The sequence below is a fragment of the Caballeronia mineralivorans PML1(12) genome (assembly GCF_001028175.1).
Classification (GTDB): Bacteria; Pseudomonadota; Gammaproteobacteria; order Burkholderiales; family Burkholderiaceae; genus Caballeronia; species Caballeronia mineralivorans.
In genome coordinates this window covers 1-15,400 of sequence record NZ_AEJF01000075.1, presented here as the reverse complement: position 1 = coordinate 15,400, position 15,400 = coordinate 1, and the positions used below count along the sequence as shown (strand labels likewise).

Here is a 15,400-nt window from a genome sequence, read left to right as displayed (position 1 = left end):
AAACCCGGCATGTCGCCTTGAATCTGTGCTTTGTCGGAATTTGGCTAAGTCGCCTTGCCCCGTGTTGAAATAATAAGGAGTAGCAGTACGACTCGAAGAGCGGCGGGAACGTGGAGAGCGTGAGTTGTTGCGCGGGATTTCAGGACACCACCGGAACATGCACCATCGCAACGATCCTGCACTTGCGAGTCTGAGGCTCCATTTGTCCCAACATCGTTCGGAGAAATTTAGCGTGGGCCAATGCGCGAACGTCTACTACCCGGGTCGGTGCCGGGAGCGAACGTTGGTGGAACCTGCATCAAAGGTGTTGGGTTACCCACCACGGGCCGACGTCGTGGTCGAAGTAGAAGCACTGCCGGCTCGCCGTGGATAACGCCTGAGAGCCAGTTCGTAGCATATGCAAACCGGGTACCGATCGATCAATGACCAAAATAGATCGAGTGAGCGCCAGGAATTGTTGTTGGTGCGCCCGCCTGCGAGGAACCATCCGAGACTCCGCCGACCGCGGTGTTATTCAGCGTCGTGCCGTCCTGCGCTTGAACGCGCGCTTCAGCGGCCTGAATATCGGCTGGATAGTGCACGTCGTTCACGCCCGGGCGATATCCGGCTTGTTCCAGACGTACCAGGTCCGCGCGCACTTCAGCACGCGTCACCGGCCCATTGGACTCCTGCGCAAACGAGAGAACCGGAGCGGCCAGCGCGCTTGCAACCAACGCTACATAGATAAGAGATTTCATGGTGGATTACCTTTTGCATTTAGCTGTGGACGGCCTCACACACTGCGAATGAAGCCTCGGGTCTCACCGCCTCGTCGTGAGGAGAGTGAGTAAGCCTTATTCTGCGCAAGAGGGAGTGACGCAAGACTGACGCGTACATTACATCGCCGTCATGTTCTGATATTCGTTGCCGCCGCGATCCGGGTGCGAACGAAACAAGCTCCCGCTACCGCGATAGCCCGCTCATCTCGAGGGACAGTTCAATGTTTTCACGTGCATGTTCTGACAGGGATAGCTAGGCGGAAGTCTCGGTGCTTCGCTGGAGCGCGATGCATACAAGCTTCTTCCCGCCGCAGGGGCGGCGCACCCCGCCACCGCCCCGAGTAAAACCAAAGTGACGATAAGACGGCCCAGCGTAGAAGATATTGTCGCCATGAGTTGACCTTTGAGGTGATGCGTCGACCGATTGCAGCGTGGTCTTCCGTTGAAGACTAATCAAGCGGTCAAAGCAATGTATTTTATTCAGTTATACATAATTATTAACGAGAAGCCAGTTTCGACGATCATCAGAAAACGCTCATGTTTAAAACGTCGTAGTGTCTAATTCAGCGGCAAACTTAATCTTCTAAAATCTGCTTGAGAGCGAGAAACCGGACTGTGTGTTGATCTCGTACAGTTTCTATTATTGGATCGCGCACCCAAACGTGAGGTGACGCGAAAATGACGTTTCCGTAATCTGAAAAGCACCCGTCACGTATGGAACGATGCCTGCGCCGATAGAACAGAGGAGCACCGGCCACAGCATAAGAGTCCAGCATTGTCAGGGCGCAAATCCGGGCGTCAGTCCAGTGCCGCCTCCACACTATGGATGAATTATTGAGGAAATCGAATCAAATAAATTGTGAAAATGATTTTGTCACCCGGCCAAAACAGCCGGACGAAAAATCACTTGCCCGCTATCTGTGCACTGCCTCGCGGATTCGCTTGGGGACGATTCCACCAGCCCCCGCCCAAGGCCTGAAACAGCGCCGCCGTGTCGGACAGGCGAGCCGCCTGCGCCTGTACCAGCGCGAGCCGGGCAGCCTGATAGGTCTGCTCTGCATTCAAGACATACAGATAGGATATCGACCCGAGTTGTTGTTCACGGCGTGCCAGTTCCAGACTTCGGGAAGCCGCCTGCTCGGAGGTGACGGCGGCTTGCAGTGTGTTGGCGTCGTACTGCAAGGCCCTCAGGACATCGGCCACGTTCTGATAGGCGCCGATTACCGTCACTCGGTATTGCGCGGCAGCCTGGTCGAATGCGGCCTGTGCCGCTCGCTGACGATGCAACAGCATTCCGCCCTGAAAAATCGGTTGCGACAACTTCCCGACCACCGTGAAAAACTGGTTGTACGGCGAGAATGCACTAGCTATTGCATTGGGCGACGTGCCTAACGTCGCCGTCAATGAAAGCTGCGGCAACCGGTCGGCAATCGCGACGCCGACCTGCGCGCTAGCCGCATGCAGCGTCGCCGCCGCGGCGAGGATATCGGGGCGCTGAACGACCAGGTTCGAAGCAATACTCACTGGAAGGTCCTCAGGCAGATGCAATGAGGAAAGATCGAAATTCTCGACGACATCCTGATTCGGCAGGCCGCCTACCAACGCAATCAGCGCGTTGCGCTGGAGCGCCAGCTGTTTCTGCAGAGGTGGCAGCAGTTGCTGCGCCTGGGCCAGGACGGCGTCTTGCTGAATGACGTCCGATTGGGCGATTTCCCCCACTGCATATTCGCGCTGGAGGATGTCCCGGAGTTTCGTGTCGGCCTGGATCGTCTCCTCTTGAGCCGCGATCTGGCCGCGTAATCCAGCCTCCTGGACCGCAGCGAGCACGACGTTAGTGCTCAGCGTCAGGTACGCCGCCTCGAGTTCGAAGCGCTGATTGTCGGCCTGCGCCGCATAGGACTCGATCGTCCTGCGATTAAGACCGAACGCATCGAGTGAATATGAAACGCTAAGGCCGGCCGTATAGAGTGAATAGATCGGCTTGCCATTTGCGGCAACCGGTGCAAGGCTCGCGGTCGACGTCTCGTTCCTGCTGGCGGACGTATCCAGGCTGACGCTCGGAAACAGCGACCCGCCCTGCGCCAGCATATTTTCCTGGGCGACCTTGAGCGACGCCTGCGTCGCCGCTATGGTGGGATTGGCCTTGAGCGCCCGGTCCACGAGATCGTTCAGGGGCGGTGACCGGAACAGCTCCCACCATCGACTGGAAATATCCTTACCTTGAACGAATTTCTGCGCCTGTCCAAGCGCACCCGGCGCTGACACCGTGGCCGGCGCCAGTGGCTCCGGCGTGTATCCGGCACCGGCCGGCGCGGACGGCTGCTTGAAGTTCGGTCCAACGGCACAACCCGCGAGCAGCAGTGTCGCGAACAGGCTTGATGAGCGTTTTGAAGCCATGACTGGGAAACCTACCTTTCTTATTCTGCGAGTTGCGGCCGCGACGCGGGCTCGACCAACGCCCGCGATTCCCGTCGCTTGCCGATGAACCAGGGATACACAGCGGGCAGGACCAATAGCGTCAGCAGCGTGGCCGAGACCAGGCCGCCGATCACTACCGTAGCAAGCGGGCGCTGAACTTCGGCGCCTGAGCTTGTGGAAAGCGCCATGGGCAGGAAACCCAGGCTCGCGACAGTCGCGGTCATCAGCACCGGACGAAGCCGTGTCATTGCCGCTTGCATGGCCGCTTCCACGGGATCGAGGCCGGCTGCGCGCTTCTCTTCGATGTAACTCACCATCACCACGCCGTTCAGCACCGCGATACCGAACAATGCGATGAAGCCGACTGCAGCGGAGATGCTGAATGGCAGGCCGCGCATCCAGAGCGCGAAGATTCCGCCAATCGATGCAAACGGCACGTTGAAGAAAATAAGGGCTGCAAGCCGCATGCTTTTGAACATCAGGAACAGAAGAGCGAATATCAGCGCGAGCGCTATCGGAACGACGATGGTGAGCCGGGACATGGCCTCCTGCAGATTCTGGAAACTGCCGGCCCACGAGACGGTGTATCCCGGCGGCAAATGCGCCTGGGACGTTACCGCCTCCTGTGCGGCCGCCACGAAGCCGGCAAGATCGCGGCCGCGCACATTAGCCTGAACCGTGATGACGCGCTGCCCCTGCTCCCGCGCGATCGCCGACGGTCCCGGCTCCATCCGTATGTCCGCGATCTCGCTAAGGGGGACCGCGCGGCCTGCACCGTCGCTCACGCGAAGATCGCCGATCCTCGCGACGCTGTTCCTGTCATTCGGCTGGAGGTGAACACGGATGTCGAACCGGCCGTCCCCATCGACGATCGTGCCCACCGTGCGGCCCCCGAGGGACTGCACGAGGTCGAGTACCTGACTGGCATTCAGGCCGTAGCGCGCCACCGCCTCGCGATTGACGACGATACGCAGGTAAGGCTGGCCGACGGTCTGCTCGGCCTGTACGTCGGCTGCTCCCGGAACCCGCGCGAGAACGGCTGCCACGCGCTCGGCCGCATCGTGCAGCAGGTCGAGGTCGTTGCCGTGGATCCGCACGGCAAGATCGGCCTGTACGCCTTGCAGCATGTCGTCCATGCGCATCTCGATAGGCTGGGCCCAACTCAGTTGCAGGCCGGGCACGGCGCGGTTCAATGCGTCTGAATAGGCGCTGATCAGCCCCGCCTGCGTCCGTGCGGTGCGCCACTGGGCGGTGGGCTTGAGCATGATGAAGGTGTCGCTCTGCTCGACGCCCATCGGGTCTGTCGGGATCTCGGAAGTTCCTCCCAGCGTGACTGCCGACTGCACCTCCGGAAAACGCATCAGCGTACGCTCGATCATCGTCTGAGTCTGGATGGCCGATGTCAGCGAAATGCCCGGCAGCTTGGTCGTAGTAACAGTCAGGGCACCTTCGTCGAGGCGTGGGAGGAATTCCGCGCCGAGCCGCGAGCCGGCGATGCAGGCGCTCAACAGCAGCAGCACGGCCAGTCCCATGGTAATGGCGGGATGGCGGGCGGTTCGTGTCAGTGCCGGCCGGTAGACCCGGCGAGCCCACTGAATAATGCGGCTATCATGTTCCGCCACGCGACGCCGCAGCAGGAAGCTCGCCAGTACCGGCATGAGTGTGAGGGTCAGCGCGAGGGATGCAATGAGCGCGAAGATCACAGTCATCGCCATCGGCTTGAACATCTTCCCTTCGACCCCTTGCAAGCTGAGGATGGGCAGGTACACGGCGGTGATGATCATGACGGCGTAGGTGACCGGCCGCGCCACCTCTTGTGCAGCCTCGCGGACTACTTGCTCGACCGGACGATCCGGCATTTCAGCGCGCCTGCGCACCACGTTTTCGATCAGGACGACCGCACCGTCGACCAGCAGGCCGAAGTCGATCGCGCCAAGGCTCATCAGGTTGCCGGACATGCCGGCGTAGTACATCGCCGTGATCGCGGCCAGCATGGAGAGCGGGATAGCGAGCGCCACGATCAGCCCGGCGCGGATATTCCCCAACAGCAGGAACAGCACGACCATGACGAGAATCGCACCCTCGGCGAGATTGTGGGCAATGGTATGCAGTACGCGATTCATGAGATCCGCGCGGTTGTAGTAAGGAGCGATCTCGACGCCGGGCGGCAGGGACTTCTGGATCTGCCTGATAGACGATTCGACATTCTGCGCGACCACCCGCGTGTTTTGTCCGAGCATCATCAACACCACACCGACAACGGCCTCGCCCTTGCCGTCGCGCGTCACGCCACCCAGGCGCGGCATCGGCGCTTCGACCACCTTCGCAACGTCGCGCACGTAAAGCGCCGCTCCGCCGCTGCGGGTGCGCAGCACAATGTTGCCGATGTCCGCGCGGCTCTGGAGCAATCCCTCGCCGCGGATAATGGCCTCGCCGCCGTTATGTTCGATCGTGGCTCCCCCGGCTGCGCCGTTGTTCATCTGCACGGCGTTGTACACGTCGTCGATAGAGAGGCCGTAGCGAGTCAACGCATCGTCCGATACCTGTACTTCGTAGGTCTTGAGTTCGCCGCCATTGACGTTCACATCCACCACGCCAGGCACCTGCCGCAGCCGCGGAGCGACCTGCCAGTCGAGGATCGTGCGCAGGTCCATCAGCGAGCGTCCCTTGCCGCGCACCTGGAACTGGTAGATCTCGCTCAGGCCATCGGAGAGAGGACCTAACTGCGGCGGACTGGTGCCCGGCGGCAACTGCACGTCGCGCAGGCGTTCGGTCACGAGGTTGCGATCGAGGTACATGTCCCCGCCATCCGCGAAGCGCACGTAAAGCACGGAAACGCCGTATCGCGAGATGGAGCGCAGGCCATGCATGCCCGGCAGACCCTGCAAGGCAAGTTCGATCGGCGCGGTGATGTTGCGCTCGACATCGAGTGGCGCAAGTCCCGGCGCCTGTGTTGTAACGAGCACCTGGAGCGGCGAGATGTCGGGGTCGGCATCGAAGGGCAGACGGTCCATGCTCATGAAACCGATACCGACCAGCAGCAGGACCAGCATCAGCACCACGGCGCGGTTCCGCAGCGCCGATTCGACAATTTTTGTGATCATGTGAGTGGCCTCTCAGCCTTCGTCTGGAATGGCGTTCTGAAGGAAATCGGCCTTTAGCCAATAACTTCCGCCGGTCACGATCCGCGTGCCGGCCGCCAAGCCGTCGACAACTTCGGTCAACCCGTCGCTGCTCATGCCCGTGCGAACGATCTGCTTCGTGAAATGGCCGGCACCGGAAGGAATGAAGACCGCCGTTTTACCGTCCACATCCTGCAGGGCTTCATCGGGTACCAGCACGGCGTTGCGGCCGAGCGGCGAGGCAATGTTTGCCGTCGCGAACATGTTGGCGCGCAGCGCACCGTCGGTGTTCGGCACGTCGGCTCGTACGGTAACGGTGCCGGTGTTTGGGTCGACCTGATCGGCAATGTAGGCGACATGTCCCGCAAACTGCTTGCCGGGATAAGCATCCACGGTGACTGTGACCGCGTCGCCCTCCTTGATCTCGCTCAGTTCACGCTCGGGGACGTTGGCTTGCATCCAAACCGTGGAGAGGTCCGCGACCGTGAAGATCTGCAGAGACGTGTCCACAATATCGCCGGGTGCGGCGCCCACCGTATTGATGACACCGTCAAAGGGCGCAACGACTGCGCCCAGCGAATCGCGAGGACTGAGTTGGGCAACGGCGCTGCTTTCGCCGCTCCTCGCGATCGATCCGGTTGGCTGAAGCCGTTGTCTCATGCCTTGCCATTTTTGCAGCTCCGCCTGGCGCGAGCGTAACGTGGCCTGTGCACTCGCCACCGCTGCGCGGCGACGTTCGAGTTCGCTCTGGGCCATTGCCCCAATGCCGAGCAGTTCGGTGCCGCGTGACAACGCTATCTCGGCTGTGGTGGCCGCCGCTGCCGCATCGGCGACCGCGGCCTGCGCACCGGCCACCTGGCTGCGCACGTCACTGAGATCGAAGTCGTCCAGGATGGCGAGCCGTTGGCCCGCGTGCACGTGCTGTCCGACGACCACGTCGATCGCTTCGATACGTCCACGTGAAGGAGAACTGACTTGAGCCAGACGCTTCGCGTTGAAGCCGACCACGCCCGTGACCTGCGTCGTGCGCACCAGAGGCTGGAGCTCGGCTGTGGCAAAGTGCAAATTCATATTGCCCAGCGCCTCGCGCGATACGTCCACTGCATTGGGCACCGCCGGCGCTGCCTCGGTGGCAGCGGCCAGCGCCGGATTCGGCGCCGGCGAGGACTGCGCATGATGAACGGCGAGACCGCCCAGGATAACGGCGCCTGCCGCGCCGATCGATACATAGAGCCGCTTGCGGATCAGCATGATGCAGCTCCGAAAGGGTTCCACCGCGGTATCCGCCGCCACATGGTGGGACTCACTGCCTCACCCGCCACGGTTGGACAAACGAACATACACGTTGCTGCAGCCTGAATGTTTTTCATTTTCTTTGATCAATCGATTAAGGATGCTTAAGGCCCGAACGAAAGTCGTTGAGGCCGGCCTCTGAGAGTCTCGATTGTTGGATCGCACCACTGAACATATCGTGGCGGAAAAATGACATTCCGGTCATCTGCAGAGCGGGTTCCTGGACGTGTCCTCAGAGCCGCATTTGCTTGTAAAAAAGCCGCAAAAAGACAACGCGAAGCGCAACTGATACGATCGGATTCGCTAGCTTGTCAGCTGGAACATGACGGCGACGTGCTAACCGGATGACTGTTTTGCCGGGTGCTGCTACATGACAAAAATGTAATTTTGTCGCCATTTTTGCGCCCTTATCGTCAAGCTAACCTGCGGTAGCTTTGGGATCGAACCCACCGGCTTCCCATCATCAAATTAAACGTGCAATGCGGATACTGATCATCGAGGACGAGCCGAAGATGTCGTCCTATCTTCGAAAAGGGCTGACGGAAGCAAGTTTCACTGTCGATACCGCCGCGGATGGAAAAGACGGCCTCTTCCTGGCGCTACATGAAGAGTTCGATCTGATCGTGCTCGACGTGATGCTCCCGGAACTGAGCGGGCTCGAGGTGCTCAAGCGCTTGCGGATGACGAAAAACACGCCGGTGCTATTGCTCACCGCACGAGACACGGTCGACGACAAGGTCGCCGGCTTCGAATTGGGCGCAGACGACTACCTGTCCAAACCGTTTGCTTACGTCGAATTTCTCGCGCGGATTCGCTCGCTCATTCGCCGGGCACCGCGTGCGACACGCGATGTCCTGACCGTAGGGGATCTCGAAGTCGATCTGGTCAGGCGAAGGAGCCGGCGCGCAAACGCTCGCATCGATCTCACCGCGCAGGAATTCGCTCTGTTGCAACTCCTTGCCGAGCGGCAGGGCGAGGTGCTGACACGAACGTTCGTGACTTCCCAGATCTGGGACATGAACTTCGACAGCGACACGAATGTGGTTGACGTCGCCGTCAAGCGGCTGCGCGCGAAAATTGACAACGGCTTCGAGAAGAAATTGCTGCATACCGTTCGAGGCATGGGTTATGTCCTCGAGGACCGGTCGTGACTGCCGTCGCCAAGCCCTATTCGCTGCTCAAGCGTCTGACAGTCGCATTTTCGATCGTCGCCCTGCTGGCGTTCGCGCTGGTAGGCGGATTCTTGTACAACGCTCTGGCGCTCGAACTGCAACGACGCGACGACATGGAGATCGCTGAGAAGCTTGATCAGTTCCTGCAACAGGCTCGCGACTTCGGTTCAACACAAGCGGTGGTTCAACACAGCGCCGTGTTCCACGAAGTCCTGCAGTCGCACCCCGCAGTATTTCTCGCCCTCTCCGACAAGCGCGGCGATATGCTGGTGGAGCACTCCATCACGCCTGCCCGCAAGCTGAACTCTGTCGGGCCGGGGCGTCACTATCAACACGCGGCGTATTCATGTAATCCCCCGACCATCGGATCGTCTCGCTGCATCTATGCTGACGAAACCTTGCCATCGGGAGAAACCATTCGCATCGTGCTGGCACATGTAGCAAGCGAGCGGCACTCGCTGCTCAGAAGCTATCAGGAAGACGTCTGGCTTGCGATAGCGGCCGGTGCGATTCTGATGGGTGCCCTGGGTTATGCCATAGCCAGGCAGGGTCTTTCACCCGTCAAGACCATTGGCCACCAGACGTCCAGCATCGAAGCGCATCGCTTGAACGAGCGGCTCGATATAGCCGCCGGTCCGGTCGAACTGCAGGAGATTGCCACATCGGTCAACCGCATGCTTGATCGTCTGGAGCGGGCGTTTCTGCGCCTTTCGCAGTTTTCGTCCGATCTCGCGCACGATATGCGAACGCCGCTAGCGAACGTGATCAGTTCATCGCAGGTTACGCTATCGCGCACGCGGACGACTGAAGACTACGAGATTCTCATCGAGTCCAATATTGAAGAGTGCGAACGCCTGCAGCGCATGATCGAGAACATGTTGTTTCTCGCGCGGACGGACAATTCGAAGCAGCACCTGAAGCTGAGCGAAGTCGACTGCCAATTTGAACTCGCCAGGTTGACCTCGTATTTTCAAGGCATCGCAGAGGGAGCGGGCGTCCACTTCGTCATCAATGGGAATACCAGGATCCTGGCGGACCCGCTGATGTTTCGGCGGGCAGTCAGCAACTTGGTGTCGAATGCGCTCGACCATGCCGCCGTGGGATCCGACGTCGAACTGCGCACTTACCAGTCGGAAGGATACGTAGTCGTCGAGGTCACGAACAAGGGCCAGCCTATTCCACCTGAGCACGTCGAGAAGATCTTCGATCGGTTTTATCGGGTCAATGCGTCGAGACAGGGGTCAGCAAAAAACACGGGCCTGGGCCTCGCGATTGTGAAATCCATCATGGAATCGCATCGGGGTAAAGTCGACGTCATGAGCCAACGCGACAACACGACCTTCGCACTGTATTTTCCGCGCCTCGCCTGAATCCGGTATTTATCGCATCGGCTTTTGAGCGACAACGGTTGGGAACATACGCGCGCGGTCATTGATAAACCTGATATCGACAAAACCCGCTTCCTCGAGTTGCGCCATGGTTTGCCCGTGCGTACGGAAGGCGCTCCATTTCGCTTCAATGATGCGTACAAACATCAGGTGCTGAAGCGCCAGCGACTCATGGTCGACTTCTGTCAGATTCCACGGAGACTCTTCGGACAGAGCCGGCGGTGGTGTCAGGAAGCTCGCGACCAGCGTGCCTCCCGGTTTCAGCGCGTTGAAGAACGAGCGATACAGCGCTTTTACGCGAGCATTGTCCGGTTCGTAGATATTTAGACCGTTGCTCGCGAGTACGTCGAACTCCCCTTCTGGTCCAGAAATCCAGGCGTCCTCGCAGCGCAGCGACAAGCGATCGGCTAGCCCGTGTTCTTTCGCCAGCGCCAGGGCGCCATTCAACGCCTCTTGATCGAGGTCGATGCCTGTCAAGGTGATATCGGACTGCCCGTCATAGTCGAGCAGCAGTAATTCACCCATCAACCCACAGGGAATCGATGCCAGTGCAAGCCCCGGTTTGAGCAAGGTTTGTAACTGTTGACGGAAGATCCCGAAACGTTCCCGGGTTGCCAGTACGGCGGGCAACTTCTCGAAAATCCGGACCTCGAGCGGGGATAGTGAGCCCGCCGGTTCGGCACCTTGACGGTAGGTCACCAACTGGTGCGTCCAGTACGCATTCAGACCACGATTCTCAAGCAGGAACCGGCCGAGTTCGAAAGCAGATAACTGCTCCAGCAAGCTGACTTGCTGGTCAACGGTTGCACCCGGAAGATCGCCTGCCTTGCGCAACCGTGCCTTGATAGCCTGCAGCCGATCTTCCCAGCCATTTTGTGAGTCGGCGCCGTGAGATATCAGTGGATTGTGACTAGTGTCTGAGGCTTGGGATTCAGGGGTTTTTTTCATTCTTCAGCCTGCGGCTAAGGGAGTTGTCTCATCGATTTTATTCGAATGCGGGGTCTATGGGCACGCGATATCCAACTGCAAGCCGGTTGGTCTCGTTCGCCATGCCGACGACGGCAAGCAATTCCCCGAACATCTCGTCGGTCATGCCTGCGCGACGGGCGGCCGCCGTATGACTCGCCACACAATATGCGCAGTTGTTGGTTACGCTGACCGCAACGTAGAGCAGTTCCTTGACCAGCGGATCCAGTGCTCCCGGCGCCATGATGTCCTTGAGGCTATGCCACGTGCGCGCAAGCGTTGGAAGGTGATTCGCGATGAATTTCCAGAAGTTGTTGACGTCGTCCACTTGGCGGGTGTGCATAATATCGTCGTATACCGCGCGGACCGCGGGCGCGCCTTGGTCGTACTCGACCGGACCTGGGTAGCTCATGTGTTTCTCCTCGATATCGGCACGATTTTGCCTTTGAAGATTATGCCCTCCAACGAGCGGAGCATGCCGAAAGCGCGCTGCGTCGTCACCTGATACTTGCCCATTCGCCAACTGAGCATGGCGGGTCTTAACCGCCGTTTATCGACGTGACGATGCCGTGGCCAGCGCCGCGTTCGCGCGCTGCAGCCATTCCCGGTTGTGTTCCCTGGCGTGACGCGGCCAGTGTTTGGCATCGTGAGCAATTTCCGCATACAAGCTGCTGGCCCGTCGGTGATCTGCTTCATCCGTTTGCCCGGCCAGCCAGTCTGCGAACAAGCACCGGGGTGCGGCGTCGCTGGCGCACGCCAGGGCCTGCTCGAAGGCCGCTTGCGTTCCGGGCGCCTTAAGCGCGGCCAGGGTGCGCGCATAGAGCAAGGCCGGTTCGGGCTGCTGACGCGCCCGCGGGTTGGCAGCAAACAGGCTGGACAAGGTAGCGTCGGCTGCGGCGTGTTGACCAACAGCGAACTGTGCCTGTGCCAGGCCGAGCAGCAGCGCTGGGTCAGTGGCGAAGGGGCCGTTCGCAGCGGCCTGATAGTGCTCGAGCGCTTCGCCGGCGTTGCCGGCCGCAAGCAACGCTGCACCCAGGCGCATGCGGTGCTCCACGGTGGGCGCGCGGTCGAAGTCGGAGCGCGCCTCGCGTATCGCACGATTAGGGTCGACCAGTTGAGAGATGGCCCGCGTGGCCACGTGCGCGCCGCGCGACTGGCGCAGGCTTGGCAGGTAGATGGCGAAGAAATACACGAGGCTTCCCAGCATCGGGAAAGCAAACAAAAGCAAAAGCCAGTATATGTTCTGGCGGCTACGTACCGCATGCACGGCAAAGTAGATCGCAACAATTACGTGAAGACCGATTCCCAGGTATGGCATGTGCATTCGTTTTTGAGGGCTCAGAGTTATGCGGCGGGTCCGCATCCTTTGTGTTCCTCATATACAGAGTAGTACGCGTCCAGCGAATAATAAAGTTGCCCCCGGCTCAATGTCCAGGTCGTGGGATGAAACCTTTCATGGGCGGGGGCACATGCGCTCCACAGGGCTGCGGGCTAACAGCGCTTGAGCTTGATGACCCGCGATATCTGCCGGATGGTGAAACCGGTATTCCGGGCATAAGGCTCACAATCCAGAGGCGCAGTCAGCGATTCAGCGACAGCGTAGTCACCTGCGTATCGCAGGCGATCCGTCGCCTGCTCGATGAACACAGGGATGGAGCCGCCCTGCCTTGCAAGCGTTCTTCCCGCTGCCCGGGCCGAGCTGCTACTGTTGCAGATGATCACGTCAGGCGCTTGAGGATTCAGATCTGGCCGCAGGCAAGCGGCTACGATTTTTCCTTTGCTAGCCGGTAAAAACGCTTGTTTATTGCCCCCGCATACCGCGTGAATGTATTCGCGTGAATACTCTTTTCCTAATTCGAACATGCTATCTCCAGCAACGTATACGACACACTCCCACTTCAACCTCGAACGATAGCGGAACGTGCGTAAAAAATAGATCAAATCTATTGCTGCGGAGATAAACCGCCCGTATGTATGGGTTCTTGCGATCCTGGCTATATGTGCGCGGTAGGCAGCCGCGTGGTCAGTGGCGACGGGAAAATCTGGTGTGTCGCGGCAAGGAGGTGGGCTAGCTCATTCGGGTCGATATAAGCCGATCCCGAAAGGCAAGGTCGGGGTCATGAAGAGACAATCGTCTTGTCGAGGCGAACGCCCGAAGTTCGGCCATTGCGGTCGTTCGGGATACCTCGTGGTTGCGCTGCTACGAATGTCCGCTGACAAGAAAAGCGGATGAGTTTTCTCGACTCTCACCGGACGGTGGACACGGGGCGCCCGCAACGCGACGTCACGCGATCTGCTCCACCCATCGATTCCGCCAACCCGGTGCTTCAAAGGGATCCGAAAAATACTGGGTCTCGTGAACGACCTTACCGTTGCAGAACTCCATGATGCTCACCACGTATGCCGCTCGCCCCTGATAGGCGATAGTGTATTCCGTGATCCAGAGATTACCTTCTCCTTGAATTCGCCTGACGTCGAAACCCGATGGCTTATCTGGATGATGACTCCGCAATGCCTGCAAATTGATCCGCCCGAGGATTCGTTCACCTGATTGAGGATAATCACAGACGGCATCGTCATCGTAAATATCGTGTTCCGCGTCGAGATCGCCGGCTGCCGACGCGTTCCAGTGCGCATTCAGGGCTTCACGTATTTTTTCCTCATGCATCGGCTGCCTCCGACCGCGGTCCACGTTTCACTATCATTTACTTTGCGGGATGAAGCCCGGGCTGCCAGTCTTGACGACTTCGTTGAACCTCTGCCTGGTCTGAATCCGATTGATGTCGTCAAACGCGTCTGCTGGAAGCGCAGAGATGTCGAAATTTTCTCGCGCGCGGGCCGCAGTCTTGGGGGTGGTAAGCAAAGCCCCGCCACGCTGCACCGCCCAAGCAAGCAGTACCTGCGCTGGCGTCTTTCCAATTCGCCCGGCAATCTGGGAAATGACCGGGTCCTCAAGCGGCCCCGGCCTTATTCCGTGACCCAATGGCGCAAAGGCCAAAAACACTACCCCTTTCTCCTTGCAGAATTCCAGAAGTTCCGTTTCCGGAAGATACGGATGTGCTTCGACCTGCACCACGGCCGGCTTGATTCGTGCCGATTCGTAGAGGGGCCGCAATTCGTTCAAGCTGATGTCAGACAGTCCGATGGCGCGGCATCTTCCATGGTCGACGAGATTTTCCATCGCCTTCCACGTGTCGAGCAAAGTCACGCCTTTATCGTAGATGACATCGCCGTTTTCATCGCGCGGATCCTGCTCATCCCCTGGCTGAAACGCAAACGGAGTGTGAATGAGATAGAGATCCAGATAGTCGGGCCCGAGCCTGCCAAGACTCGCCTCGAGAGCCGGTTCGACACGCTCGGGCCGATGATTGGAGTTCCACAATTTTGTGGTCACAAAGATGTCTTCGCGCGCGATTCCTCCAGCAGCAAGCCCTACCCGCAGGGCCTCGCCCACCTCACGCTCGTTGCGATATCGCTCGGCGCAATCGAAGTGTCGATATCCGGCTTCCAGCGCGTCTCTGGTAGAGCGGGTGGTCGTAGCTGCATCGGGGATCAGCGTGCCAAATCCGAGCGCGGGCATACGGCCGCCGCCGTGATTAAGCACTATCCTTCTGCTCCGAAAATCGGAAGGATCAGTCATGACGACACCTCCGCACTATCTCGCGCCCAGCGACAAAGGACAGATGCTTGAGCGCGCGATTGTGGCGCCAGGTCCATGAACAGAAAAAACGTCGACATCATTGAGTCGGCTAACCGTTTCATAGCGAATCCCTAGCTAAAGAGTTCGTGAACTGCCTACTGAGTCTCGTTATTCGAAGGAATGTGAACTGCCGCTTCATCGGCAGGCGTGACTTCGGAGCGTTGGCAAAGGGGTCGGAATCGTCTCGATAACCCGATGCGAGCAGCAGCGTGGCCGTGAAGCCCTTCTCTCTAAAGGCCGAATTCTGTATCGAGTGTGCGGGAGTTGAAGTCTTGGCGGAGTCGCGTTGATTCGCAACTTAGCCGCCGCCATAAGGGTCAAACCGAGCGCCCAATAGGTCTGCTTCTTGGTTCAGTGTAGCAGACGAATTCCAGGGCGGCAGGGGAAGCTTTCTAATGGCCGACGGACCGATGCCACACTTCCGCAGCCGACCCGCAGAGGCCACTTGGCGTGGCTCAAAGCAGTGATTCGTTTGTTCTTTCCCCTATATTCGATTCGACTAATAGCCTTCCCCTTCAAGGCATCGATTGACGATACCGTACGTGGCAAGTTGGCCGGGTAGGGTGATTTTATTCAATACGCC

12 protein-coding genes are annotated in these 15,400 nt (G+C 59.2%); 2 read left to right on the top strand and 10 right to left on the bottom strand.

Going from position 1 to position 15,400, the window contains the following annotated elements; translation table 11 throughout:
- Positions 1–419 precede the first annotated feature (419 nt).
- From EOS_RS10070 to EOS_RS10055, 4 genes are all read right to left on the bottom strand, one after another.
- On the bottom strand, positions 420–737 hold the full coding sequence (locus EOS_RS10070; protein ID WP_047846489.1) for a DUF4148 domain-containing protein: 318 nt from the start codon (positions 735–737) through the stop codon (positions 420–422).
- A 924-nt stretch (positions 738–1,661) separates the two neighbouring features.
- Positions 1,662–3,155, bottom strand: a complete 1,494-nt coding sequence (locus EOS_RS10065) for an efflux transporter outer membrane subunit (RefSeq protein ID WP_047846488.1) — start codon at positions 3,153–3,155, stop codon at positions 1,662–1,664.
- A 20-nt stretch (positions 3,156–3,175) separates the two neighbouring features.
- Positions 3,176–6,280 (bottom strand): efflux RND transporter permease subunit, encoded by a 3,105-nt coding sequence (locus tag EOS_RS10060; protein WP_047846487.1) that lies wholly within the window; start codon positions 6,278–6,280, stop codon positions 3,176–3,178.
- Positions 6,281–6,292: 12 nt separating this feature from the next.
- Positions 6,293–7,549: an efflux RND transporter periplasmic adaptor subunit gene (locus EOS_RS10055; RefSeq protein ID WP_047846486.1), complete on the bottom strand. Its 1,257-nt coding sequence runs from the start codon at positions 7,547–7,549 to the stop codon at positions 6,293–6,295.
- A gap of 521 nt (positions 7,550–8,070) precedes the next feature.
- Here EOS_RS10055 and EOS_RS10050 point away from each other — a divergent pair.
- Both EOS_RS10050 and EOS_RS10045 read left to right on the top strand, forming a co-directional pair.
- Positions 8,071–8,742 carry a heavy metal response regulator transcription factor gene (locus EOS_RS10050; RefSeq protein WP_047846485.1) on the top strand — a complete coding sequence of 224 codons (672 nt, stop codon included), beginning with the start codon at positions 8,071–8,073 and terminating at the stop codon, positions 8,740–8,742.
- Positions 8,739–10,133, top strand: a complete 1,395-nt coding sequence (locus EOS_RS10045) for a heavy metal sensor histidine kinase (protein ID WP_047846484.1) — start codon at positions 8,739–8,741, stop codon at positions 10,131–10,133. The genes EOS_RS10050 and EOS_RS10045 overlap by 4 nt, the downstream gene beginning before the upstream one ends.
- A gap of 9 nt (positions 10,134–10,142) precedes the next feature.
- Here the strand turns inward: EOS_RS10045 and EOS_RS10040 are convergent, their stop codons facing one another.
- The 6 genes from EOS_RS10040 to EOS_RS10015 all read right to left on the bottom strand — a co-directional run bounded on the left by EOS_RS10040 (position 10,143) and on the right by EOS_RS10015 (position 14,757).
- The gene (locus tag EOS_RS10040) at positions 10,143–11,099 is read right to left on the bottom strand and encodes an SAM-dependent methyltransferase (protein ID WP_047846483.1); all 957 of its coding nucleotides are present in this window, start codon (positions 11,097–11,099) and stop codon (positions 10,143–10,145) included.
- A gap of 37 nt (positions 11,100–11,136) precedes the next feature.
- Positions 11,137–11,529: a carboxymuconolactone decarboxylase family protein gene (locus tag EOS_RS10035; protein WP_047846482.1), complete on the bottom strand. Its 393-nt coding sequence runs from the start codon at positions 11,527–11,529 to the stop codon at positions 11,137–11,139.
- A gap of 138 nt (positions 11,530–11,667) precedes the next feature.
- Positions 11,668–12,435: a tetratricopeptide repeat protein gene (locus tag EOS_RS10030; protein ID WP_047846481.1), complete on the bottom strand. Its 768-nt coding sequence runs from the start codon at positions 12,433–12,435 to the stop codon at positions 11,668–11,670.
- A 173-nt stretch (positions 12,436–12,608) separates the two neighbouring features.
- Positions 12,609–12,980: a DUF6697 family protein gene (locus EOS_RS10025; RefSeq protein WP_047846480.1), complete on the bottom strand. Its 372-nt coding sequence runs from the start codon at positions 12,978–12,980 to the stop codon at positions 12,609–12,611.
- 421 nt (positions 12,981–13,401) lie between these two features.
- Positions 13,402–13,785: a nuclear transport factor 2 family protein gene (locus tag EOS_RS10020; protein WP_047846479.1), complete on the bottom strand. Its 384-nt coding sequence runs from the start codon at positions 13,783–13,785 to the stop codon at positions 13,402–13,404.
- A gap of 33 nt (positions 13,786–13,818) precedes the next feature.
- Positions 13,819–14,757, bottom strand: a complete 939-nt coding sequence (locus EOS_RS10015; RefSeq protein ID WP_047846478.1) for an aldo/keto reductase — start codon at positions 14,755–14,757, stop codon at positions 13,819–13,821.
- Between the last annotated feature and the right edge of the window lie 643 nt (positions 14,758–15,400).

Bases quoted from the DNA above. Each gene is read 5' to 3' on its own strand.
- EOS_RS10065 (WP_047846488.1), bottom strand. From the start codon at position 3,155: ATGGCTTCAAAACGCTCATCAAGCCTGTTCGCGACACTGCTGCTCGCG.
- EOS_RS10050 (WP_047846485.1), top strand. From the start codon at position 8,071: ATGCGGATACTGATCATCGAGGACGAGCCGAAGATGTCGTCCTATCTT.
- EOS_RS10060 (WP_047846487.1), bottom strand. From the start codon at position 6,280: ATGATCACAAAAATTGTCGAATCGGCGCTGCGGAACCGCGCCGTGGTG.
- EOS_RS10055 (WP_047846486.1), bottom strand. From the start codon at position 7,549: ATGCTGATCCGCAAGCGGCTCTATGTATCGATCGGCGCGGCAGGCGCC.
- EOS_RS10040 (WP_047846483.1), bottom strand. From the start codon at position 11,099: ATGAAAAAAACCCCTGAATCCCAAGCCTCAGACACTAGTCACAATCCA.
- EOS_RS10020 (WP_047846479.1), bottom strand. From the start codon at position 13,785: ATGCATGAGGAAAAAATACGTGAAGCCCTGAATGCGCACTGGAACGCG.
- EOS_RS10030 (WP_047846481.1), bottom strand. From the start codon at position 12,435: ATGCCATACCTGGGAATCGGTCTTCACGTAATTGTTGCGATCTACTTT.
- EOS_RS10025 (WP_047846480.1), bottom strand. From the start codon at position 12,980: ATGTTCGAATTAGGAAAAGAGTATTCACGCGAATACATTCACGCGGTA.
- EOS_RS10015 (WP_047846478.1), bottom strand. From the start codon at position 14,757: ATGACTGATCCTTCCGATTTTCGGAGCAGAAGGATAGTGCTTAATCAC.
- EOS_RS10070 (WP_047846489.1), bottom strand. From the start codon at position 737: ATGAAATCTCTTATCTATGTAGCGTTGGTTGCAAGCGCGCTGGCCGCT.
- EOS_RS10035 (WP_047846482.1), bottom strand. From the start codon at position 11,529: ATGAGCTACCCAGGTCCGGTCGAGTACGACCAAGGCGCGCCCGCGGTC.